The organism is Kutzneria sp. NPDC052558, from assembly GCF_044547355.1.
In the GTDB taxonomy this organism is placed as follows: domain Bacteria; phylum Actinomycetota; class Actinomycetes; order Mycobacteriales; family Pseudonocardiaceae; genus Kutzneria.
Map to the genome: position 1 here is coordinate 280,379 of NZ_JBIUAG010000008.1, position 22,534 is coordinate 302,912.

Below are 22,534 nucleotides of genomic sequence, written 5' to 3' on the forward strand. Positions count from 1 at the left end.
CCGCGGTATGTCCTGCCTGGTCCATCCCGTCATGGTTTGCGTCCCACCGCCACGTGGACCGCGCTGCGCTCCGGATGCTCATCGAGGTCCTCCACCACCGCCTCCGGACGCCACAACGACACGTCCACCACTCCAGGTTCCGCCAGTTCGAAGCCGGCTAACAACTCGGTCACCTCCGCCGCGCTCCTGGGGTGGAAATCGATGGTGTGGTCCCGATAGAGCTGCTCGGTGCGCTGGTACTCCTCGTCACCGCCGTCCACGGAGAAGTTGGTGAGCACGATGTGGCTGCCCGACACCACTCGGTCCCGGTAGCGGGCGATGATCGCCGGCAGGTCGACGTCGTAGCCGACGAAGTCGAGCACGCCGACCAGCAGCAGGCCCACCGGCCGGGAGAAGTCGAGCAGCCGGCGGGTTTCCGGGTGGTCCAGGATCGCGTCGGGGTCGCACATGTCGCCGACCACCACGGCGCTGTCGGCCGCGTCCAGCAGCCGCTTGCCGTGCGCCTCCACCGCCGGGTCGATGTCCACGTGCACCACGCGGCTGGACGGGTCCAGCCGGCGGGCCACCTCGGCCGAGCCGCCGGGCGTGGGCAGACCGGAGCCGAGGTCGATGAACTGGGTGACGCCCTGCTCGACGACGTGGCCCATGGCCCGGGCCAGGAACCGCCGGTGCAGGTGCATCATCCGCGGCAGCTCGGGCATCAGCTTCGCGGCGGCGTCGGCCAGCACCCGGTCGACGGCGAAGTTGTGCGCGCCACCGAGGTAGTAGTCAAAGATCCTGGCCACGCTCGCGCTGCGCAGGTCGATCTCCGGGCGCTCCACGCGGCCACCTCTCGTCCCTGGCGTCTGCCCACCCGAGTAGGACCGGTGGCGAGCATACGACCGGGCCGGCCGGGCGTCTAACGTCACGTTTTCTCCCTGCGGCCGGACGACACCCGGTGCCAGGCGGGGTAAACCCCTTCACTGTGAAAACCGGGTGTCACGGGTTCCTCCCCCCATACGCCGCGGCGGCAGCGCTCCAGTGGACCACTCGTTCGGCGGACATGGTGTCAGCTTGAGGCGAATCACACAGGCTGGAGGCGGCCCGATGGGGCAACCATGTCCAACAGCACGCCGGCGGCTGCACCGAGCGACGCCGGCGTGACGATCGCGGTGTCCCAGGTGGGCGCCGGGCCGTCCAGCGGCACGAACCGGGCCCGGGAGCCCTTGTGCACGAAGTTGGCCGGCAGGATGGCCACGCCAAGGCCGTTGGCGACCAGGTCCAGCAGCGAGTGCACGTCGTTGACCTCCAGGGCGACGTGCCGGTCCACGCGGCCGGCGGCCAGCAGCCGGTCCACGGTGTCCCGGGTGCCCCAGTCCGGGTGGTAGTCGACGAACGGCAGGCCGTCCAGTTCCCGCAGGTCCACGCGGTCGCGGTCGGCGAAGGGATGGTCCGGGCCGCAGGCCAGCATCATCGGGATGGTGTCCAGCGGGGTCACCATCACCTCGTCCGGGATGCGCGGCGGCCGGGTCACGAAGGCGACGTCCAGCCGGCCGGCCCGGACCTGCTCGACCAGGGCGCCGGAGCTGTCGTGCCGGAGCTGGATGTCGACGCCGGGATGGGCCCTGCTGAATCGAGCAAGAATCCCGGGCAGGTCCACCGTGCACAGGCACTGGATGGTGCCGACGGCCAGCCGGCCGCGCAGCAGGCCCTGCACCGCGGCGACGGCGTCCTTGGCCGCGGCCACGTTGGTCAGCGCCCGGCGGGCCTCGACCAGCAGCGCGCGGCCGGCCTCGGTCAGCTCCACCTGCCGGGTGCTGCGCAGGAACAGGGTCGCGCCCAGCTCCCGCTCCAGCGTGCGGATGGACGCCGACAGGCCCGACTGGGCCACGTGCAGGCGTTGGGCGGCGCGCGTGAAGTGGCACTCCTCGGCGACCGCGACGAAGTACTCGAGCTGGCGCAGTTCCACGATTGAGCATCCCCGATGATCGGGCGGATCACTTTCTTCTGTTGGACAGCTTAATACGGTGTCAGCAGGCTGGAGTCGGGTCAACAACCGACGAAAGGACCACGATGCAGACTCGCCGCATCGGCGACGCCCAGGTCAGCGCGATCGGGCTCGGCGGCATGCCGATGTCCATCGAGGGGCGGCCGGACGAGGCGCGCAGCATCGCCACCGTGCACGCCGCGCTGGACGCCGGCATCACCTTCTTCGACACCGCCGACGCGTACTCGCTCGGCGGCCCCGAGGTCGGGCACAACGAGACGCTGATCGCGAAGGGCGTCGCCAGCTGGGGTGGCGACACCTCCGACGTGCTGATCGCCACCAAGGGCGGGCACCTGCGCCCCGGCGACGGCAGCTGGACGCTGGACGGCCGCCCCGAGTACCTCAAGCAGGCCGCCGAGGCCTCGCTCAAGCGCCTGGGCGTGGACGTCATCGGCCTCTACCAGTTCCACCGGCCCGACCCCCGGGTCGACTACGCCGACTCGGTCGGCGCGATCCGGGACCTGCTGGACGCCGGCAAGATCCGCTACGCCGGCATCTCCAACGCGAACCCGGAGCAGATCAAGCTGGCCGACGAGATCCTCGGCGGCCGGCTCGTCTCCGTGCAGAACCAGTTCTCGCCGGCCTTCCGGTCCAGCGAGCCCGAGCTGGACCTGTGCGACGAGATGGGCATCGCCTTCCTGCCGTGGAGCCCCTTCGGCGGCATCACCCGGGCCGCCGAGCTGGGCAGCCGGTTCGCCCCGTTCGCCGAACTGGCCGCGGACAAGGGCGTCAGCCCGCACGTGCTGACGCTGGCCTGGATGCTGGCCAAGTCGCCGGTGGTCGTGCCGATCCCCGGCGCCAGCCGGCCGGCGAGCATCCAGGACTCGGCCACCGCCGTGGACGTGAAGCTGACGGCCGAGGAGATCGCCCGGCTCGACGCCGCCTAATAGGCGTAGCCGGTGAACGAGAGGGCGACCGGCTCGGCACCGGCGTTGCGCACGAAGTCGTAGGCGCCGGCCTCGGCCGGCGCCGCGTCGGCCGGTCGCCACTCCACAAAGGACACGTCGTCGAAGTCGACCCCCTGCCCGGCGACGGAGCCGGCCCGGCTGGCCGCCAGCCCCAGGCGCAGCAGGACCATGTTGCCGCCCTGGCCCAGGTCCTGCGGCTTGAGGTCGATCGACACGTCGTGCCACTGGCCGTCCGAGGGCACCTGTACCGGCCGGTTCACGTCCCGCAGCGGCGTGGACTCCGGGTCCTCGGTCGGATCCGAGTCGTCGAAGTGGTACGGCGTGAGGCGGACCAGCGGGGTCGCGCCGCCGGTCACCCGGACCCGGGCCCTGAGCGTGTAGGTCGGATCCGGGTCGATCGGCGTGCCGTCGGCCGCCTCCTCCCGGTGCAGCGGCAGCGGGATCCGGGCCACCGGCCGGTCAAGCCGCTCGTCCCCGCCCGCGCCCTGGACGTGCAGGTAGCCGGCGTCGCCCAGGGCCCCGTTGCCGACGACGTCGTTGCTCCAGTGGGTGTCGCCGTCGGGCTTGCCGTCCACGGTGTCGTCCTCGAAGCCGCCCCAGCCGAACAGGTCCCGTCCGACGTCGACGTTCGGCGTCGGCTGCCGGGGATCGATCAGGCCGTCGAAGCCGATCCTGGTGACGGCGTGCGGGGCCGCGGTGACCTTGACCGGCGTCGCCGGCGGTGGTTCGGCGGTGATCAGCGCCGTGCCGTGGTCGGCGTGGAACTGCGCCGGTTTGGTGTCGGGATCCGCGGGCGTGGGCACGGTCAGCACGCCGCCGGGGCCGCGCTGGGTCTGCACCGGCCGCCGGCTGGCCGCCGACACGCCGAGCACCGTGCGCTTCGCGGCCGTGCCGGTGGCCAACTCCGGCTTGTAGCCGTCGATCTCCACCGGCGCCAGGCGGGCCTCCACCAGCTGGTCGCCGTCCCAGACCGTGCGCAGGAAGGCCGAGGAGAAGGTGGACGCGAAGTCCTGGTCGAACACGAAGTTGCCCATGCTGTAGGCGATCAGGTGGCCCTTGTACCACTCGAAACCCTGCAACACGTGCGGATGGTGGCAGATCACGATGTCCGCGCCGGCGTCGATGGCCGCGCGCGCCATCGCCCGGGTGTCCTTGGCGCTGGCGGTCTGGAACTGGAAACCGGTGTGCATCTCCACGATCGTCAGCGGCGACTGGCCGGCCACGTCCCGGATCTGTGCCGGGGACGCGGTGTCGTCCCACCGGGCCGCGCCGCCGTGGCCGCGGCGGGCCACCCAGTCCTGGATCTCCGGGTAGATCCTGGTCAGCGAGTCCCAGGCGGCGGCCTGATCGGCCTTGGGCAGCTTCTCGTAGGCGGCCCAGGCCTGGCCGATGGTCCGGTCCTGGGTCGGCACGCGGCCGTAGCCCCAGGACCTCGGCTGGTACTGCCAGGCGTCCTCGTCGCTGGTCGGCCGGCCGGCCTTGGGGTAGGAGTCGTTGACGTACGAGCCGTCCACGCTGGTGTAGGCCAGGATGGCCACGCCGGTGCCGTGCACCTCGGTCCGGAACGGCTTCTCCGGCTCGTCGCCGACGGTCGTGCCGACCACCGGGAAACCGGCGTCGGTGAGCGCTTTCTCGGTGTCGGCGACGCCGCTGTCGAGGAAGTCTCGGGTGTGGTTGTTGGCCAGCAGCGGGACCGTGACGCCCAGCGCCTTCAGGCCGTCGACACTGGCCGGCGGGGACTCCAGGATGAACCGCTTCTTGGGGTAGGCCTGGCTGGCCGCCGCCGAGCTCACCACGGTTTCCAGGTTCACGGTGCTCAGGTCGGCCAGCCGGAAGGCCGGGGCGATCGAGTCCACGACGGCCTTGGCGCCGGTGGCGGCGTCGTTGGCCGGGATCAGCGAGTCGCTCTGGTAGCGCCGGCCGAACATCACGTCGCCGGCCGAGTTCACCGCGAAGCGCTTGCCGCCGTGGTCGTCCAGCAGCCGCACGTCGACCGTCTTGCCGGCGTCCTCCAGGCCCAGGACCACGGGTTCGGCGATGTGGCCGGGGGCTTCGGCGACGGTCATGGCGGGACCGTTGGCCAGTGACACCGTCCGCGGATCGCCCAGCGGCCGGCCGTTCTCGTCCACGGCGCGCACGGTCACCGTGGCGGCGGCGACCACGCCCTGGGCCGGGCAGCGCCACAGGCAGCCGCCGAGCAGATCCGGCACGAAGGCCACACCGCCCACGACCAGCGCGGTGATCAGGAACAGGCTCAGGCGCTTGGTCACGGGACACGCTCCCAATTTGTTAGGAAACTTTCCTAAGAATGGGAGCGGGCCGCGCGTTCGTCAAGACACCGCTCAGCGGTGCTGGCCGTGGTCGAAGCCGGCCGACTCGGGGCCGTGCAGCGGCCGCTCCAGCCGTTCCAGCAGCGGCAGCGCCCGCCGCAGGTCGTCGAGCAGCAGCTCGGCCAGGTCCCGGCTGAAGCCGTTGCGCACCACGATCCGCAGCGCCGACAGGTCCGTGCGGTCGGCCGGGAAGGTGTAGGCCGGCACCAGCCAGCCGGCCTGCCGCAGCGCCGCCGACACGTCGAACACCGAGTACCGGGTCACCTCCTCGGCCAGCGTGAAGGCGAACACCGGCAACTGGTCGCCCTGGGTCAGCAGCCGGAACGGGCCGAGCTTGCCGATCTCGCCGGCCAGCCAGGTCGCCACCTCGCGGCAGGCCAGCTGCACCCGCTGGTAGCCCTCGAAGCCCAGCCGCAGGAAGTTGTAGTACTGGGCGATCACCTGCGAACCGGGACGGGAGAAGTTCAGCGCGAACGTCGGCATGTCGCCACCCAGGTAGTTGACCCGGAACACCAGGTCCTCGGGCAGCGCGTCGGCGTCCCGCCAGACCGCCCAGCCCACGCCCGGATACACCAGCCCGAACTTGTGCCCGGAGGTGTTGATCGAGGCCACCCGGGGCAGCCGGAAGTCCCACACCAGGTCGGGATCGCAGAACGGGGCGATCATCGCGCCGGACGCGCCGTCCACGTGCACCGGGATGTCGTGGCCGGTCCGCTGCTGGAACTCGTCGAGAGCGGCGCAGATCTGCGCCACCGGCTCGTACGATCCGTCGAAAGTGGACCCCAGGATCGCCACCACGCCGATGGTGTTCTCGTCGCAGCGGGCCACCGCCTCGGCCGCCGACAGCGTGAACCGGTCGCCCTCCATGGGCGCCAGCCGGGCCTCGACGTCCCAGAAGTTCGCAAACTTTTCCCAACATATCTGAACATTGACGCCCATGACGATGTTGGGACGATCGGTCGGCTGGCCCGCCGCGCGCCGTTTGTGCTGCCACCGCCGTTTCATGGCCAGGCCGGCCAGCATGCAGGCCTCGCTGGAGCCCGTGGTGGAACAGCCCACCGCCCGGGCCGGATCCTCGGCGTGCCAGAGATCGGCGAGCATCCGCACGCAGCGCGCCTCCAGGTCGGCGGTGCGCGGGTACTCGTCCTTGTCGATCATGTTCTTGTCGAACGTCTCGGCCATCAGCCGCGTCGCCTGCGGCTCCATCCAGGTCGACACGAACGTGGCGAGGTTGAGCCGGGCGTTGCCGTCAAGCATCAGCTCGTCGTGCACCACCTGGTAGGCCAGCTCGGGATCGATGCCCTCGGCCGGCAGCACATCGCGCGGAATGCGCACCGGCTCGCGGGTGAACACGGGATTGACCGAGACGTCGGAGTGCCGGCCCCTGCTGTCGGCCGGATGCCTGAGACCCATGCCGGACAACGCTAGTCCCGGACACGCGGGGCCGCCCAGCGCGACATGTTAGGCCATTCGGCCTAGTGTGATAGTTCGTTCGGTCCCCAACGGGGAAGGAAGACGCCCATGGAGTCGAGAACACGAACAGTTGTGCGGGCGTTGCTGGCGGCCGCGCTCGTCCCGGCGATGCTCGCCACCCCGACGCCCGCGTCCGCTCAACCGCTGGCCCATCCCGAAGACGACTACGCCGGCTCGCAGATCGCCAGGCACGAGGGCACCGCCTCCACGCCGCTGCTGGAGGTCAAGGCCAACGACGACGCCATGGGGCTGGACGTGTCCAGCTATCAGCCCACTGTGGACTGGGCCGCCGTCGCCCGCGCCGGCGCGAGCTTCGCCTACGCCAAGGCGACCGAGGGCGTCACGTACACCAACCCGGCCTTCGGCCAGCAGTACAACGGCTCCTACGCCGCCGGGCTGGCCCACGGGGCGTACCACTTCGCGCTGCCCGACGTCTCCGACGGGGCCACCCAGGCCAACTTCCTGGTCGACCACGGCGGGGCCTGGTCCCGTGACGGCCGCACGCTGCCGCCGGCGCTGGACGTCGAGTACAACCCCTACGGGGACACGTGTTACAAGCTCACGCCGGACCAGATGACCGCGTGGGTCAAGGCCTTCAGCGACCAGATCTGGTACCGCACCCATGTCGCGCCGGTGATCTACACCAGCTACACGTGGTGGACGAAATGCACCGGCAACACCACCGCCTTCCGCGCGAATCCGCTGTGGATCCCGCGCTACGGCACGGATGTGGGCACGCTGCCGGGCGGCTGGACCGCCCAGGCCATCTGGCAGTTCGCCGACAAGGGCGTGTTCCCAGGCGATCAGAACCGGTTCAACGGCAACGGGGACCGGCTGCGAGCGCTCACGCTCGGCTAGTGTCGTGAGTTCTTAACCGGAAGCATGGCGCCGGGGTTGACACATGGCGCAGACTAGCGATTGACGGCGTGGCGACAACGCTGTCAGGCCAACGAGTTCACTCCGACGACGTAATACCGCTACTCCGTATACGTGAGAAAATCACCGTCAATCTGGCGCAACTGTTAATGCTCGTTCACACTTCACGTTACGTGGAAGTCCCACGTGATCCGCTTCCCTGCGAGCAGATCGAGAGGTTCCACCATGAACACTCGGTTACTCCCGGCGGGCCGCGGCCGCCGGCTCACGGCCCTGGCCGCCGCTTTCCTGCTGTCCGTGACCTTCGGCGCCACCACCCCTGCCGGCGCCGCCACCACGGGCGGAAATCCCCCCGACTCCGTGCAGGACGCCCAGCACAACCACACCATGGGCTCCCAGGTCGCCCGGCACCTCGGCCATCGCACCGCCACCGTGCCGGTCTCCTTCGGACCGCTCGCCGCCGTGTACGGCATGGACGTCAGCTCGTACCAGGGCAACGTCGACTGGACGACCGCCTGGAACAACGGCGGCCGGTTCGCCTACATCAAGGCCACCGAGGGCACCTACTACCAGAACGCCTACTTCGCCCAGCAGTACAACGGTTCCTACAACGTCGGCATGATCCGCGGCGCCTACCACTTCGCCACGCCCAACACCACCAACGGAACCACCCAGGCCAACTACTTCGTCGACCACGGCGGCGGCTGGTCCGCCGACGGCAAGACCCTGCCCGGCGCCCTCGACATCGAGTGGAACCCCAGCGGCGCCGAGTGCTACGGCCTGTCCCAGGCCGGGATGGTCCAGTGGATCCTCGACTTCAGCAACACCTACCACGCCCGCACGGGCGCCTGGCCGGTCATCTACACCGCCCAGCTCTGGTGGCAGGACTGCACCGGCAACCGCGGCGACTTCACCTCCACCAACCCCCTGTGGGTGGCCAGGTACGCCACCAGCGTCGGCGCCCTGCCCTACGCCTGGACCTTCTACACCTTCTGGCAGTACGCCGACTCCGGCACCTTCCCCGGTGACCAGGACGTCTTCAACGGCTCCTACGACCGCCTCCAGGCCCTCGCCCTCGGCTGACCCCAGCCGTTCCCCAGCCCAGTGGCGCCGAGGGAAAACCTTGGCGCCACTGGGAGTTCTCAGCGACCGTCGAGCAGCGGGCGGGCCGGGTCCCAGGTGTCGCCGGTGGCGGCGTCGCGGCGGCGGCGGGCGATGCCGGACAGGGCCTCCAGGACGACGCGGTTGCCCAGGGCGGCGGTGATCTCGGCGTGGTCGTAGGGCGGCGAGACCTCGACGATCTCCACGCCCACCACGGGAAGCTGGTAGCAGAGGCGGCGGACGGCGTCGAGCAGCTGGCGGGCGGACAGGCCGCCGGGCTCGGGGGTGCCGGTGCCGGGGGCGTGGCCGGGATCGCAGACGTCGACGTCGACCGACAGGTACACGCCGTCGCAGTCGTCGACGGCGATGGCGGAGGCCTCCGTGAGGCACTCGTCGAGGCCGCGGGTGACGATCTCGGTCATCTCGTACGAGCGCATATGCTGCCCGGCCATCCAGTCCAGGGTCTCCGGCTCCGGCCAGTAGCCGCGCAGGCCGAGCTGGAGGAACCGGTCGCCGCGGATGGCCCCGCACTCCAGCAGCCGGCGCATGGGCTGGCCGTGGCCGTAGAGGTGGCCAAACTCGATGTCGCCGGTGTCGGCGTGCGCGTCGAAGTGGATCATCGAGACGCGGCCGAAGCCGAAGTGCCTGGCCACGCCGCGGGCGTCGGGCAGCGCGATGCTGTGATCGCCGCCCAGCACCACCGGGATGGCGCCGGAGGCGGTGATGGTGTGCACCGCCTCCTCGATGGCGGCGTGGCTGCCCATCTCGTCGCCGGCGTACATCTCGACATCGCCGGCGTCGAGCACCCGAAGGTCCCTCAGGGCGTCCACCCGCAGGGCCAGGCTCGGACGGGAACCGTTGTGCCCCAGGTAATCCGTGGTGCGAATGGCCTGCGGTCCGAAACGCGTGCCGGGCCGGTGTGACGTGCCGCCGTCGTAGGGAGCGCCCACGATGACAACATCGGCCTCCGCGAAGGAGGCCGGCTCGGCGAGATCACAGCGATCCACGCCGAGAAACGTCACATCCGGCCCGTACATCGCCCCATAGCGCATGGGGCTGAACGTAAATCAGTCGAACAACGCCGGCAAGGTGCCTTCCCAGGCCTCGCGCAGCTCGTCCAGGCCGTACGTCGCCACGCCCTGGATCTCCAGCTCGCCCGACTCCTGGTCCACCACACCGATCCGCGTCCACGGCAGCTCCCGCGCCGTGCACATCTCGGTGAAGCGCAGCTCCTCGCTGCGCGGCACCGCGACCACAACCCGGCCCGAGGACTCGGAGAACAGCTGCACGAACGGGTCCACGCCCTCGGGCAGGATGATCCGCGCGCCGGTCTCGCCGATCAGGCAGGACTCGACGATCGCCTGCGCCAGACCGCCGTCGGACAGGTCATGCGCGGCCGACAGCATGCCGTCCCGGGAACCCGCCACCAGCACCTCGGCCAGCAGCCGCTCGCGCTCCAGGTCCACCTGCGGCGGCCGGCCGCCGATGTGGCGGTGCTCGACATGGGCCCACTCGGAGCCGCCGAACTCGTCCCGGGTGTCGCCCAGCAGCAGCAGGGTCTCGCCCGGCTCGGCGCCGAAACCGGTCGGGATGCGCCGGGTGACGTCGTCGATCACGCCCAGCACGCCGACCACCGGCGTGGGCAGGATCGCCGTGCTGCCGGTCTGGTTGTAGAAGCTGACGTTGCCGCCGGTGACCGGGATGCCCAGCACCGCGCAGGCGTCGGCCAGGCCCTTGATGGCCTGCTCGAACTGCCACATCACGGCCGGGTCCTCGGGCGAGCCGAAGTTCAGGCAGTCGGTGACCGCCAACGGTGTCGCCCCGGTGGACGCGATGTTGCGATAGGCCTCGGCCAGCGCCAGCTGCGCGCCCTGGTACGGGTCGAGCTTGCAGAACCGGCCGTTGCAGTCGGTGGCCAGGGCCACGCCGCGGTTGGTCTGCTCGTCGACCCGGACCATGCCGGAGTCCGACGGCTGGGCCAGCACGGTGTTGCCGCGCACGTAGCGGTCGTACTGCTCGGTGACCCAGCGCTTGGAGGCCAGGTTGGGCGAGGAGATCATGCGCAGCAGCAGGGCCCGCAGGTCCTCGGCCGTCACCGGCCGGGCCAGCGACTCGGGACCGTTGGCCTGCAACGCGTCCTGGTCGGCCGGCCGCTCGATCGGGCGGTGGTAGACCGGGCCCTCGTGGGCCACCGTGCGCGGCGGCACGTCCACCACGACCTGGTCGTGCCAGGTGATGACCAGGCGGTCCCCGTCGGTCACCTCGCCGACCTCGGTGGCGATGACGTCCCACTTGCGGCAGACCGCCATGAAGGCGTCCACATCGGACGGCTTCACCACGGCCATCATGCGTTCCTGGGACTCAGACGACAGCACCTCGGCCGGCGTCATTCCCTTGGCCCGCAACGGAACCCGGTCCAGCCAGACGTGCATGCCGCCGTCGCCGGCGCTGGCCAGCTCGCTGGTCGCGCAGGACAGGCCGGCGCCGCCGAGGTCCTGGATGCCGACCACGATGCCCTCGCGGTAGAGCTCGAGGCAGCACTCGATGAGCACCTTCTCGGTGAACGGGTCGCCCACCTGCACACTCGGCAGCTTCTTGCGGCCGGCGCCGCCCTCGTCGCCGGAGAACGAGTCGCTGGCCAGCACCGACACGCCGCCGATGCCGTCCAGGCCGGTGCGCGCGCCGAACAGGATGACCTTGTTGCCGGTGCCCGAGGCGTGGGCCAGGTGCAGGTCCTCCACCCGCAGCGCGCCGATGCAGCCGGCGTTGAGCAGCGGGTTGCCGGCGTACGACGCGTCGAACACCAGCTCGCCGCCGATGTTGGGCAGGCCCAGGCAGTTGCCGTAGCCGCCGACCCCGGCGACCACGCCGTGCAGCACGCGGCGGGTGTCCGGGGCGTCGGCCGGGCCGAAGCGCAGCGGGTCCACCACCGCGATCGGGCGGGCGCCCATGGCCATGATGTCGCGGACGATGCCGCCGACGCCGGTGGCCGCGCCCTGGTAGGGCTCCACGTAGGACGGGTGGTTGTGGCTCTCCACCTTGAAGGTGACCGCCCAGCCGTCGCCGATGTCGACCACGCCGGCGTTCTCGCCGATGCCGGCCAGCATCTTGGCCCGCATCTCGTCGGTGGTGGTCTTGCCGAAGTAGGCCAGGTGGATCTTGGAGGACTTGTACGAGCAGTGCTCGCTCCACATCACCGAGTACATGGCCAGCTCGGCGTCCGTGGGCCGGCGGCCGAGGATGTCGCGGATGCGCTGGTACTCGTCGTCCTTCAGGCCCAGCTCGCGGTAGGGCTGCGCGTGCTCCGGCGTCGCCGCCGCGTGCTCGACGGTGTCGATCAGGTGCTCAGTGGTTGTCACGCTGCCACCAGGGTGTCGAGAGCGGACAGGAACAGGCCGAGGCCGTCGTCCGACGGGCCGGTCAGCGCGTCGATCGCGTGCTCAGGGTGCGGCATCAGGCCCACCACCCGGCCGTTGGCGCTGGTGATGCCGGCGATGTCGTTGAGCGCGCCGTTCGGGTTGCCGCCCACGTAGCGGAAGGCCACCCGGCCCTCGCCCTCCAGCTCGTCGATGACGTGCCGGTCGGCCACGTAGCAGCCCTCGCCCGACTTCAGCGGGATCAGGATCTCCGCCCCCGGCTCGAACCGCGAGGTCCAGGCCGAGGTGGTGTTCTCCACCTTCAGCCACTGGTCGCGGCAGACGAAGTGCAGGCCCTTGTTGCGGATCAGCACGCCCGGCAGCAGGCCCGCCTCGCACAGGATCTGGAAGCCGTTGCAGATGCCCAGCACCGGCAGGCCCTTGCCGGCCGCCGCCACCACCTCGGTCATCACCGGCGCGAACCGGGCGATCGCCCCCGCGCGCAGGTAGTCGCCGTAGGAGAAGCCCCCCGGCACCACCACCGCGTCCACGCCCTTGAGGTCGGCGTCCGCGTGCCACAGCGGCACCGACCGCGCGCCCGACCGGTCCACCGCCCGGGCCGCGTCGTGGTCGTCCAGCGTGCCGGGGAAGGTGATCACCCCGATCCGGGCGGTCACGACTCCACCCGCCGGACCACCCAGTCCTCGACGACCGGGTTGGCCAGGAAGGTCTCGGCGATCTTGGCGAGGGTGGCGTCGTCGACCGAGTCGTCGACGTCCAGTTCGAAGCGCTTGCCTTGGCGGACGCTGCCGATGCCGTCGAAACCGAGGCGGGGCAGCGCGTTGGCCACCGCCTGACCCTGCGGGTCGAGGATTTCGGGCTTGGGCATGACGTCGACGACGACTCGGGCCACTGAGGATGCTCCCGGTGTGGAGGGGTCGCGGTACCGCCAGAGCCTACCTGACCTGGGTGAAGTCGATGGACACCCGCCGAACGCCTGGTTAACGTGGCCATCAGCCGAGGCCCGTAAGCCTCGGAAGTGAGCGCGGTCCCCGTCCGGACGGACGGCGGCCGCGTTCGCGCTATCGAGGGAACGAAGTGGTCGAAGTCGCTGGTTGTTGGTAGTCTGACGGCAGCTTTGGCCCGTAAGCCAAGGAAGTGAACCCGGTCAACGTCCGGACGGTCGGCGGCCGGGTTTCGCGCTGTCCGGGCCACTTTTTCCCAGATCGATGATTTCCGTCACCACCGGCTCGACCCGCCGGGCCCAGTCGCCGCCGGCCCCGACACACCACGCGACGGTGTCCGCCACCCACAGCAACTCCTCACCAGTGCTGACCCTGTGCTCATAGGTCAGGCCGGTGTCCCGGGCGCTTTTGCCCAGTGCGATGCGGATGGTCAGCTCGTCGTGCCGATCACGGTCGTCCCGGCTGTCCAGCACGAGGCGATGCGCGCCCAGGTCAAGCAGGTCGTCGGTCAACCGAGCCAGGCAGGTCTGCCGAGCCTGCTCGTCGGTTCCCGGGCAACTGCTGCGATAAATCCGGGTGTGCACCCCGGCCGACACGAGCTTGGCGATGATGATGCGCCGGCGTGTCGGCGTCTCCTTCTTGAAGTGCAGTTCCTGCTGGCCGGGGAACAGCAGGCTCCTCAGCAGCTTGCGGAGCTTCTTGAGATCTCGGGGGTCGACCAGGGCCGCGACCACCAGGTAGGTGTCACCGCGGCGGGACTCGTCGACGAAGGCGTGCACACTCACCAGGCAGTGATCGACTCGCGGCTACTTGAGCTGAATCGATCGACCGGTTAGACCTTGGCCGTTCGCCCAGCGCGAGAGGGGTGGCGGCGCTCACCGAACCGGGAAATGGTGTGAGCCATGCGACTACTGGTGCTGGGTGGGACGGTGTTCGTCGGCCACACGGTGGCGGCCGAGGCGCTGCGTAGGGGTCACGAGGTGGTCTGCGCGGCCAGGGGGACGAGCGGGGAGGCGCCGGCCGGGGCGAGGCTGGTGCGGGTGGACCGGAACGAGCCGGACGGGCTGGCGGCGCTGGCCGGGGAGCGGTTCGACGCGGTGGTGGACGTGGCGACGGTGTCCTACCCCTGGGTGCGGGACGCGGTGCGGGTGCTGGGGCCCGGCGCGGGGCACTGGACGTTCGTGTCGACGGGCAACGTCTACGCGGACGCGGCGACGCCGGGGCAGACGGAGTCGGCGGAGCTGCTGGCGCCGCGCCAGGTGGACGGATCGGTGCCGGACGCGGATCCGGATCTGTACGGCGCGGTGAAGGTCGCCAGCGAGAACGAGGTGCTGGCGCACCTGGCCGACCGGGCGTTCATCGTGCGGGCCGGCCTGATCACGGGGCCGCGGGACCGCAGCGACCGGTTCGGGTACTGGCCGGGGCGCTTCGCCCGGGGCGGCCGGGTGCTGCTGCCGCCGACCGAGGGGCAGATGACCCAGCACATCGACGTCCGCGACCTGGCGTCGTGGATCGTGGACGCGGGCGAGCAGCGGACGACCGGCGTCTACAACGGGATCTGCCCGCCCCGGCCGCTGACAGCTTTCCTCGACGAGATCAGGGAAATCGTCGCGCCGGCCGGCACGGAGACGGTGGTGGCGACCGAGGAGCAGTTGCGGGACAACGAGGTTCAGTACTGGGGCGGTCCGAGGTCACTGCCGCTGTGGCTGCCGCCGACCCACCTGGGCTTCGCCTCCAGGGACGCGTCGGCGGCACTGGCCGCGGGCCTGCGGATCCGGCCGTTCGAGGACGCGGTGCGCGGCGCGCTGGCGGTGGAGCAGGAACTGGGCTTCGACCGGGAGCGCAAGTCGGGCCTCACCCCCGGACAGGAGAAGGAGGTCCTGGACAAGCTCCAGGCATAGGGTGGAGCCAGACGTAGCGAAGGAGCCATCGATGCATATCGTCCACTTCGGACATTCGTGTGTGCTGCTGGACACCGGCTCGGCGCGGCTGCTGATCGACCCGGGCTCGTTCTCGACCGGCTTCGAGCAGACCGAGGGGCTGGACGCGGTGCTGATCACGCACCAGCACTTCGACCACGTGGACCAGAAGCGGCTGCCGGCGCTGCTGGCGGCCAACCCGGGCGCGCGGCTGGTGGTGGACCCGGACACCGTGGGCGTGGCCAAGGAGCTCGGCCTGGAGCACACGGTGGCGACCGTCGGCGACAAGCTGACGCTGGCCGGCGCGACGGTCGAGGTGATCGGCGGCCAGCACGCGAGCATCTACGGCGACCTGCCGGGCATCACCAACGCCGCCTACCTGGTCGACGACGGCGCGTTCCTGCACCCCGGCGACTCGCTGGCGCAGCCGGGCCGGGACGTGGACGTGCTCGGCGTGCCGGTGGCCGCGCCATGGCTGAAGCTGGCCGAGGCGGTCGACTTCATCAAGGCGGTGCGGCCCCGCGCGGTGGTGCCGATCCACGAGGCGCTCTACACCGAGGTGGGCGTCGGCCTGACCCTGAACTGGTTCAACCAGACCAGGCCGGCGGCCACCGCCGAGATCAAGCTGCTAGCTCACGGCCAGTCGACGGCGGTGTAGCCCGCCGTAGGTCAGCGGTTCGGCGCCGTGGTGCAACGCGATGTCCACGGCGTCGAGCACGGCCTGCCGCGGCCCCGGCCGGTGCAGGTCGCCCGCGTCGACCGCGACCCGCACCAGGCCGCCGCGCCGGGCCGACCGTGCGACGCCGAGCACCAGCGCCCAGCACAGCCACTGCTCGCCACGCTCGGTGCGGGCCAGGCCGTGCACGCGCCCGGGGAGCACCGTGCCGTTGTGCAGGTCGCGCACCGCCGTCACGTCCGCGCAGAGCCGGAAACCGTTGCGGCGCAAGGCGATCAGCGTGCCGTTGGACACCAGCCAGCGCGGCGGGGCGAAGTAGTCGGTGCGCAGGTCGAGCCGTTCCAGCAGGGCCCGGGCCGCGACCAGGCGCAGGTTCGCCTCGTGCGCGGGCAGCGCGGCGAACTCGGCCTGGCGGCGGATCACCAGGGTCCGACGGCACGGGTCGAGGTCGTGGTCGAGGCCGTGCAGCACGACGGCGTCGCCGCCGGCGGCTCGGCCGCGGACCCACCGCAGTGCGGGCGAGTCCGCCGACTGCCGGTCCACGCGGGGCGCGACCAACAGCGACAGGGGCACCCCGCGCGAATCCAGCTCGGCGGCCAGGCCGGTGGCCTGCGCGAGCGTTCGAGCGTTGATGCCGGACAGCGAGACGACCAGCCGGGAGCTCACCCGTCAAGTGCGCAGCACCGGCATTGCCCCGGCCTGACGGTGAGGTGTCGCGTCGGCGAACCCTGTCAGAACCGTTTGCCGGTGACCCTTTCGTACGCCTCCACGTACTTCGCCCGAGTCGCCGCCACGACCTCGTCGGGCAGCGGCGGGGGCGGGGTGTCGGACTTGCGGTCCCAGCCGGACTCCGGCGAGGTGAGCCAGTCCCGCACGTACTGCTTGTCGTAGGAGGGCTGCACCTTGCCGGCCACGTAGCCCTCGGCCGGCCAGTACCGGGACGAGTCCGGCGTGAGCACCTCGTCGCCCAGCACGATCCGGCCGGACGCGTCGCGGCCGAACTCGAGCTTGGTGTCGGCCAGGATGACCCCGGCCTTCTCCGCGATCTCGGCCCCGCGGCTGTAGACCTTGATCGTCAGGTCGCGCAGCTCCGCCGCGGTCTCCTCGCCGGCGTCGGCGACCATCTCCTCGTAGCTGATGTTCTCGTCGTGCTGGCCGATCGGGGCCTTGGTGGCCGGGGTGAAGATCGGCTCGGCCAGCCGCGAGGCCTCCACCAGCCCGGCCGGCAGCTCCACGCCGCACACCGCGCCGGTGCGCTTGTAGTCGACCAGCCCCGAGCCGGTCAGGTAGCCGCGGGCCACGCACTCGAACTGGATCATGTCCAGGCTCCGCACCAGCAGCGCCCGCCCCCGCACCTCGGCCGGGATCCGCGGGTCGTCGTCGGCCACCAGGTGGTTGGGCACGATGTCGCCCAGCGCCTCGAACCAGAACACGCTCATCGCGGTCAGCACCGCGCCCTTGTCCGGGATCGCGGTGGGCAGCACCCAGTCGAATGCCGAGATCCGGTCGGACGCCACCAGCAGCAACAGCTCGTCGTCCACCCGGTAGAGCTCGCGAACCTTGCCGGCGGCGATCTGCGCGTAGTCAGTGAGAGCGGGCACGAGCGGCAGCCTAACGTGCGCATCCCATCGCCCGTTCGAGTGAACCCGGCGGAGCCGCCCTAACGGCGTCGGGACTGCGACCTATTGATCACGCATGACCGTTCCCGCTGACCCCGAACCCTCCGCGCTGGCGCGCTGGTGGTGGCGGACGCCGGTGTGGTCGCGCCTGCTCACGTCGGTGGGCGGCGGCTTCGTGGCGCTCATGGTCCTCTTCGGACTGTTCGGCCCCAAGGTGCCGGCACAGCAGCCCGGGGCCCAGCCCGTCGTCGCGACCATCACCACCACCGCGACGACCATCGGCACGACCACGACCAGCAGCACCGCGCCGACCACCACGAGCACGACGACCACCACGACGGAGGCGCCCGCGCCGCCGCCGGCCACGCACCAGCCGCCGCCGGCCACCCATCAGCCGGCGCCACCGCCGCCGACCGAAGCACCGGCGCCGCCGCCGAGCGAGCCGGTGTACGTCACCCCGGGCGCGTTCTGCTCGACCGAGGGGGCGACCGGGGTCACCAAGACCGGGAAACCCATGGTGTGCAGCCGAACCGCCACCGATTCGAGGCTTCGATGGAGGGCGGCATGACCATGTGGTTGCCCGACAACGACATGACCGTGCGCCTTCCCAACGGCAGCGCGCCGCGCGGCTTGTGCCCCGACGGAATCGTGCGCACCACCGGCTGGTTGCAGATCGGCCGCAAGCCGATCAGCTCCGGCCTGTGGGCGGTGTTGGCCGGGTTCTTCCTGCCCCTCCCGTTCCAGCTGGGGTGGCTGCCTTTCCTCACCGCCGCACTGGGATACGCGGGCTGGAAGATCTGGACGCTGCGGGTGCGGCCGTCGTCCCGGGTGGTGAACCTGGAGGCCAGGCCGGTGGCCGAACTGACGCCCGGCGAATGGTTCCGGCTCTACGGCTCGGCCGGGCCGGTGGCCGAGGTCGAGGCGCTGCAACTGGATCAGGGCGGATGGCTGCGGATCTGGGTGCGCGGCGGCCGGGAACTGACGCTGGCGCCGGACTTCCGGATCACTCCGGTGGAGCTGCGCGACTAGGTGCGCGGTCACCCGGCCGTTCGAGTGAACCCGGCGGAGGCGGCGAAACGGGCCCTCGGGCGGCACGTATTCACCCCTCATGACCGCGCGACTTCCCGATGGCCGGACGCCGCGCGGGTTGCGTGCCGACGGCATGGTCCGGACCACGGGATTCGTGCAGGTGGGGCGGGTGCCGATCAGCTCGGGGGTCTGGCCGGCGCTGGCGGGACTGCTGGCGGCGCTGCCGTTCGGGCCGTCGTGGCTGCCGATCGCCTGCGCGGCAGCGGGTTTCGCGCTGTGGGAGGTGTGGACTCGTTACGTGCAGCCGTGTTCGTGGGCGGTGAACCTGGATTCGGCGGCGGCGTCGGAACTTCGGGCGGGTGACTGGTTCCGGCCCTACGGCGGCATCGGGCCGGCGGCGCAGGTGGCGCGGGCGCAGCCGGCCCCGGGGGACCTGCTGCACGTGGCGCTGCGCGGCGGCCGTGAGCTGACGTTGTCGCCGGACTACCGGGTCAGGCGGGTTCGGCTGCGCAACTAGCCAGCTCGCTCCACCGCTCGACCAGCACCTCGTCGCCGACGGCGACGGAGCCGGGGCGCAGCACGACGGCCTTCATGCCGAAGGTGACGCCGCCGCCGGGGTCACGGCGGTACTGGGCGAGCGAGCGGATCGGCTCGGGGCCGGCGCGCTTGCCGGTGTCCTGGTCGACCATGGGCACCGCGCACCGCACGCACGGCTTGGCGTAGCCGAATTCGGCGTCGCCGATGGCCATCCGGCGCACCAGGTCCTCGGTGTGCGGCTCGGGCCAGCCGCTGATCACGATGTTGGGCCGGAACCGGTCCATCGGCACCGGCTCGGCGCCACGGGCCAGGATCCGCTCGTTGAGGCCGTCCAGCGAGGCCAGCGAGGTCACCAGCAGGGCGTGCGCGTCGGCGAACCCGACCAGCCCCGCGTGCTCGCCGCTGGACGGCCGCGTGTGCTCCGGCGGCAGCCCGACCAGCCGGGACGGCTCGCCGAGCACCTCGCTGAACCACTCGGCGGCCGCGTCGCCCTGATCGACCCCGACGCCATCCCAGATGTGCACGCGGACGGGTCGCCGAGGCCCGTCCGGCACGACGTCGACCACCAGGTCCTCGATGCCGGGCGCCGTCAGCCGCAACTGCCCGTCCAGCACCGACGGCCGCACCACGGCCAGCCGGGGCTCGTTGCGCTGGCTGCGGAACACGCCGTCGGCGTCCACGACCATCCACGACCGGTCGTGCCGCAGGCCGGTCGGCGTGACGGTGGCGACCTCGGTCGGCGTGCCCGCACAGCCCTTGATCGGGTAGCTGACCAGGGCCGACACCCGGGGGTTCACTGCGGCACCTCGCTAGCGCTCGGTGTCCGCGTTCGCGGACGCTCTGCGCTGAATGGCTCGCTCGCAAGCTCGCTCACGCGCGGCACCTCGCTAGCGCCCGGTGTCCGCGTTCGCGGACGTCCTGCGCTGAATGGCTCGCTCGCAAGCTCGCTCACAGAATCGGCTCCGGGGCATAGCCGACGGCGTCGGGGAACCGCTCCAGCGTCTTGGCGATCTCCGCTGCCACCGCGTCTACCTGGGCCCCGGCCACGCCGGTGAACGACAGCCGGTCGGCCAGCAGCTCGTCGAGCTGGGCCCGGTCCAGCGGGATGCGCTCGTCGGCGGCCAGCCGGTCCAGCAGGTCGTTGCGCTCGAGCCCCTGCTCACGCATGGCCAGCGCGACCGCTACGGCGTTCTCCTTGATCGCCTCGTGGGCGGTCTCCCGGCCGACGCCGGCCCGCACCGAGGCCATCAACACCTTCGTGGTGGCCAGGAACGGCAGGTAGCGGTCCAGCTCGCGGGCCACCACCGCCGGGTAGGCGCCGAACTCGTCGAGCACGGTCAGCAGCGTCTCCAGCAGGCCGTCCAGCGCGAAGAACGCGTCCGGCAGCGCGACCCGGCGCACCACCGAGCACGACACGTCGCCCTCGTTCCACTGGTCGCCGGCCAGCTCGCCGGTCATCGACAGGTAGCCGCGCAGGATCACGGCCAGTCCGTTGATCCGCTCGCATGACCGGGTGTTCATCTTGTGCGGCATGGCGCTCGACCCGACCTGGCCCGGCTTGAAGCCCTCGGTGACCAGCTCGTGCCCGGCCATCAGCCGGATCGTCTTGGCCAGGCTGGACGGGGCCGCGGCCAGCTGCACCAGGGCCGAGAGCACGTCGAAGTCCAGCGACCGCGGGTACACCTGGCCGACGCTGGTCAGCACCCGGCGAAAGCCCAGGAACTCGGCCACCTTGTGCTCCAGCTGGGCCAGCTTGGCCGCGTCGCCGCCGAGCAGGTCCAGCATGTCCTGGGCGGTGCCGACCGGCCCCTTCACGCCGCGCAGCGGGTAGCGCTCGACCAGCTCCTCCAGCCGCGTGAAGGCCACCTGCAGCTCGTCGGCCGCGGAGGCGAACCGCTTGCCCAGGGTGGTGGCCTGGGCGGCCACGTTGTGCGAACGGCCGGCCATCACCAGATCGGAGTGCTCGAGGGCGAGCCGGGCCAGCCGGGACAGCGCCGCCGCCGTCTTGCCGCGGACGAACTCCAGCGACTGCCGGATCTGCAACTGCTCGACGTTCTCGGTCAGGTCCCGGGAGGTCATGCCCTTGTGCACCTGCTCGTGGCCGGCCAGGGCGTTGAACTCCTCGATCCGGGCCTTCACGTCGTGCCGGGTGACCCGCTCCCGGGCGGCGATAGAGGCCAGGTCGACCTGCTCCAGCACCCGCTCGTAGTCGGCGACCGCGGTCGCCGGCACGTCGATGCCCAGCTCGGCCTGGGCCCTGAGCACGGCCAGCCACAGCCGCCGCTCCAGCACGACCTTGTGTTCCGGCGACCAGAGGCCGACCAGCTGGGCCGACGCGTAGCGGCCGGCGAGCACGTTGGGGATGAGCGGCTTGGTCGTCACGTGGAACAAGCTTACTGGTCACCCAGGTCGGGCATGACCGACAAGAGCATGCGCCGGGCCGCCCCGCGCGGGTCGGGGTGCACCTCGATCAGGGCGTTCACCACCGCGCCGTCCACAACGGAGATCAGCTGGTTGACCCGCTCGAGATCCATCCGGAAGCCGCCGGCGGTGAGGATCTCCAGCAGCAGCTGGTGCAGCTCGACGCCCATCTGACGCATCAGCGGCCGCAGGTAGGGCCGGCGGCCGGTGCCGACCAGGCGCTCGTAGCGCAGCATCACGGCCTGGCTGTCGCTCTCGCCGATCAGCTGGTCCAGCACGAACTCGATGACGTCGGTCGGCTCGCCGGCCAGCATCCGGGCCAGCCGGGCCCGGCCGTCGGTCAGCTCGGCCCGGCCGTTGAACTCGACGGCGGCCTCGATCAGGTCGTCCAGCGAGTCGAAGTAGTAGGTGGTCGAGGCCAGCGGCAGGCCGGCGCGCTCGGCGACGGCACGGTGCCGGATGGCGTCGAAGCCGCCCTCGGTGAGCAGGGCCGCTGCCGCGGCGACCAGCTCGTGGCGGCGGCGCTCCCCCTTGGGGGTGCTCGCGGCGGTCATGCCCTGCGATGGTGCCAGTGCTCAGTAGCGGGTCGCGAGCCGGGCCGCGATGTCGGACAGCTGGCCGACGTACGGGCCGGCCGCCGAGCCGTTCATCGGCAGGCTGGCCAGGGTCAGCGCCCCGCCGCCGCGGGTCTTCACCGTCACCGAGCCGCCGCCGGTCACCTTCACCGCCGGCTTGGCCCCGGTCTTCGGGTCGTTGGGCGCCGAGGCCGGCACCAGCACGAGCTCGAGCCGGCCGGCGCTGGTGCCGTCGTTGAGCTGGAACGCCACCCCGGCCGAGCCGGCCGGGCAGCCCAGGTCGGCGGCGAGCGCCTCGGCCCCGGTGGCGATCGGCAGTTCGCCGACCAGTGCGGCGGCCAGGCCCTGGTCGGCGGGCCCGCAGTTGGCGACGTTGCCGGTCTCGGGGGTGTTGGGCCCCATCTTGCCGCCGCCGGCCCCGCCCTGGGCGGTGGTGTCGTCGGGCCCGAGCGCCAGCGACGAGGAGGAGTTCGGGGCCGCGGCGGCGCCCGCGCTGCTCGTGCTGGCCGGGTTCTCGCCGAACGGCCTGGTCAGCACCAGGACACCGCCGATGAGCACCACGCCCAACGCCACGCCGACGCCGGACTGCAAGCGCTTGCGGGCCCGGGCCGTGGCCCGCTTGGACGCGACCAGGACGTCCTGGGTGTCGAAGGACGGTGGCGGCACCTCGCCGACTGCGTCCCGGAACTTGTCTGCCAACTGCTGCTCGTCCATCACTTCCAC

The 22,534-nt window shown here is 71.4% G+C and carries 23 protein-coding genes; 8 read left to right on the top strand and 15 right to left on the bottom strand.

The features are described from left to right. Nucleotides 1-29: 29 nt before the first annotated feature. Both ACIG5F_RS17370 and ACIG5F_RS17375 read right to left on the bottom strand, forming a co-directional pair. Nucleotides 30-821 (bottom strand): SAM-dependent methyltransferase, encoded by a 792-nt coding sequence (locus ACIG5F_RS17370; protein ID WP_396518700.1) that lies wholly within the window; start codon nucleotides 819-821, stop codon nucleotides 30-32. 242 nt (nucleotides 822-1,063) lie between these two features. Then, nucleotides 1,064-1,948, bottom strand: coding sequence for a LysR family transcriptional regulator (locus ACIG5F_RS17375; protein WP_396518701.1), 885 nt, complete (start codon nucleotides 1,946-1,948; stop codon nucleotides 1,064-1,066). Between the two features lie 104 nt (nucleotides 1,949-2,052). Between ACIG5F_RS17375 and ACIG5F_RS17380 the strand changes: the two genes are divergently transcribed. Then, nucleotides 2,053-2,913, top strand: a complete 861-nt coding sequence (locus ACIG5F_RS17380) for an aldo/keto reductase (RefSeq protein ID WP_396518702.1) — start codon at nucleotides 2,053-2,055, stop codon at nucleotides 2,911-2,913. Here ACIG5F_RS17380 and ACIG5F_RS17385 read toward each other — a convergent pair. Next, nucleotides 2,910-5,204 (bottom strand): CapA family protein, encoded by a 2,295-nt coding sequence (locus tag ACIG5F_RS17385; RefSeq protein ID WP_396518703.1) that lies wholly within the window; start codon nucleotides 5,202-5,204, stop codon nucleotides 2,910-2,912. The genes ACIG5F_RS17380 and ACIG5F_RS17385 overlap by 4 nt on opposite strands. 72 nt (nucleotides 5,205-5,276) lie before the next feature. Then, nucleotides 5,277-6,677, bottom strand: a complete 1,401-nt coding sequence (locus tag ACIG5F_RS17390) for a glutamate decarboxylase (protein ID WP_396518704.1) — start codon at nucleotides 6,675-6,677, stop codon at nucleotides 5,277-5,279. Nucleotides 6,678-6,785: 108 nt separating this feature from the next. On the opposite strand from ACIG5F_RS17390, the gene ACIG5F_RS17395 reads away from it, so the two are divergent. Further along, nucleotides 6,786-7,595, top strand: coding sequence for a lysozyme (locus tag ACIG5F_RS17395; RefSeq protein WP_396518705.1), 810 nt, complete (start codon nucleotides 6,786-6,788; stop codon nucleotides 7,593-7,595). 243 nt (nucleotides 7,596-7,838) lie between these two features. Then, nucleotides 7,839-8,696, top strand: coding sequence for a lysozyme (locus ACIG5F_RS17400; protein ID WP_396518706.1), 858 nt, complete (start codon nucleotides 7,839-7,841; stop codon nucleotides 8,694-8,696). 59 nt (nucleotides 8,697-8,755) lie between these two features. Here the strand turns inward: ACIG5F_RS17400 and speB are convergent, their stop codons facing one another. From speB to ACIG5F_RS17425, 5 genes are all read right to left on the bottom strand, one after another. Further along, nucleotides 8,756-9,766 (bottom strand): agmatinase, encoded by a 1,011-nt coding sequence (speB, locus tag ACIG5F_RS17405; RefSeq protein ID WP_396518707.1) that lies wholly within the window; start codon nucleotides 9,764-9,766, stop codon nucleotides 8,756-8,758. A gap of 15 nt (nucleotides 9,767-9,781) precedes the next feature. Continuing rightward, nucleotides 9,782-12,073 carry a phosphoribosylformylglycinamidine synthase subunit PurL gene (purL, locus tag ACIG5F_RS17410; RefSeq protein WP_396518708.1) on the bottom strand — a complete coding sequence of 764 codons (2,292 nt, stop codon included), beginning with the start codon at nucleotides 12,071-12,073 and terminating at the stop codon, nucleotides 9,782-9,784. Beyond that, on the bottom strand, nucleotides 12,070-12,747 hold the full coding sequence (gene purQ / locus ACIG5F_RS17415; protein WP_396518709.1) for a phosphoribosylformylglycinamidine synthase subunit PurQ: 678 nt from the start codon (nucleotides 12,745-12,747) through the stop codon (nucleotides 12,070-12,072). The genes purL and purQ overlap by 4 nt, the downstream gene beginning before the upstream one ends. Then, a complete protein-coding gene (gene purS / locus ACIG5F_RS17420; protein ID WP_396518710.1) occupies nucleotides 12,744-12,983 on the bottom strand; it encodes a phosphoribosylformylglycinamidine synthase subunit PurS in 240 nt (79 codons plus the stop codon). The genes purQ and purS overlap by 4 nt, the downstream gene beginning before the upstream one ends. A gap of 255 nt (nucleotides 12,984-13,238) precedes the next feature. Next, on the bottom strand, nucleotides 13,239-13,820 hold the full coding sequence (locus ACIG5F_RS17425) for a DUF3800 domain-containing protein (protein ID WP_396518711.1): 582 nt from the start codon (nucleotides 13,818-13,820) through the stop codon (nucleotides 13,239-13,241). A 117-nt stretch (nucleotides 13,821-13,937) separates the two neighbouring features. On the opposite strand from ACIG5F_RS17425, the gene ACIG5F_RS17430 reads away from it, so the two are divergent. Together ACIG5F_RS17430 and ACIG5F_RS17435 are read left to right on the top strand one after the other, a co-directional pair. Beyond that, nucleotides 13,938-14,936, top strand: a complete 999-nt coding sequence (locus ACIG5F_RS17430; protein WP_396518712.1) for an NAD-dependent epimerase/dehydratase family protein — start codon at nucleotides 13,938-13,940, stop codon at nucleotides 14,934-14,936. A 31-nt stretch (nucleotides 14,937-14,967) separates the two neighbouring features. Beyond that, nucleotides 14,968-15,612 (top strand): MBL fold metallo-hydrolase, encoded by a 645-nt coding sequence (locus tag ACIG5F_RS17435; protein WP_396518713.1) that lies wholly within the window; start codon nucleotides 14,968-14,970, stop codon nucleotides 15,610-15,612. Here the strand turns inward: ACIG5F_RS17435 and ACIG5F_RS17440 are convergent. After that, on the bottom strand, nucleotides 15,583-16,296 hold the full coding sequence (locus ACIG5F_RS17440) for a DUF2334 domain-containing protein (protein ID WP_396518714.1): 714 nt from the start codon (nucleotides 16,294-16,296) through the stop codon (nucleotides 15,583-15,585). The two genes, ACIG5F_RS17435 and ACIG5F_RS17440, sit on opposite strands and share 30 nt — an antisense overlap. A 65-nt stretch (nucleotides 16,297-16,361) precedes the next feature. Then, nucleotides 16,362-17,231, bottom strand: coding sequence for a phosphoribosylaminoimidazolesuccinocarboxamide synthase (locus ACIG5F_RS17445; protein WP_396518715.1), 870 nt, complete (start codon nucleotides 17,229-17,231; stop codon nucleotides 16,362-16,364). A 94-nt stretch (nucleotides 17,232-17,325) separates the two neighbouring features. Between ACIG5F_RS17445 and ACIG5F_RS17450 the strand changes: the two genes are divergently transcribed. From ACIG5F_RS17450 to ACIG5F_RS17460, 3 genes are all read left to right on the top strand, one after another. Further along, nucleotides 17,326-17,817 carry a hypothetical protein gene (locus ACIG5F_RS17450; protein WP_396518716.1) on the top strand — a complete coding sequence of 164 codons (492 nt, stop codon included), beginning with the start codon at nucleotides 17,326-17,328 and terminating at the stop codon, nucleotides 17,815-17,817. After that, the gene (locus ACIG5F_RS17455; protein ID WP_396518717.1) at nucleotides 17,814-18,278 is read left to right on the top strand and encodes a hypothetical protein; all 465 of its coding nucleotides are present in this window, start codon (nucleotides 17,814-17,816) and stop codon (nucleotides 18,276-18,278) included. Before ACIG5F_RS17450 ends, ACIG5F_RS17455 begins: the two co-directional genes overlap by 4 nt. Before the next feature lie 79 nt (nucleotides 18,279-18,357). After that, nucleotides 18,358-18,795, top strand: a complete 438-nt coding sequence (locus ACIG5F_RS17460) for a hypothetical protein (RefSeq protein WP_396518718.1) — start codon at nucleotides 18,358-18,360, stop codon at nucleotides 18,793-18,795. Here ACIG5F_RS17460 and ACIG5F_RS17465 read toward each other — a convergent pair. The 4 genes from ACIG5F_RS17465 to ACIG5F_RS17480 all read right to left on the bottom strand — a co-directional run bounded on the left by ACIG5F_RS17465 (nucleotide 18,770) and on the right by ACIG5F_RS17480 (nucleotide 22,525). Continuing rightward, nucleotides 18,770-19,612: an MOSC domain-containing protein gene (locus ACIG5F_RS17465; protein ID WP_396518719.1), complete on the bottom strand. Its 843-nt coding sequence runs from the start codon at nucleotides 19,610-19,612 to the stop codon at nucleotides 18,770-18,772. The two genes, ACIG5F_RS17460 and ACIG5F_RS17465, sit on opposite strands and share 26 nt — an antisense overlap. A 151-nt stretch (nucleotides 19,613-19,763) precedes the next feature. Further along, a complete protein-coding gene (gene purB, locus ACIG5F_RS17470; protein WP_396518720.1) occupies nucleotides 19,764-21,197 on the bottom strand; it encodes an adenylosuccinate lyase in 1,434 nt (477 codons plus the stop codon). An 11-nt stretch (nucleotides 21,198-21,208) separates the two neighbouring features. After that, nucleotides 21,209-21,790, bottom strand: coding sequence for a TetR/AcrR family transcriptional regulator (locus tag ACIG5F_RS17475; protein WP_396518721.1), 582 nt, complete (start codon nucleotides 21,788-21,790; stop codon nucleotides 21,209-21,211). Nucleotides 21,791-21,811: 21 nt separating this feature from the next. Then, nucleotides 21,812-22,525 carry a hypothetical protein gene (locus tag ACIG5F_RS17480; RefSeq protein WP_396518722.1) on the bottom strand — a complete coding sequence of 238 codons (714 nt, stop codon included), beginning with the start codon at nucleotides 22,523-22,525 and terminating at the stop codon, nucleotides 21,812-21,814. Between the last annotated feature and the right edge of the window lie 9 nt (nucleotides 22,526-22,534).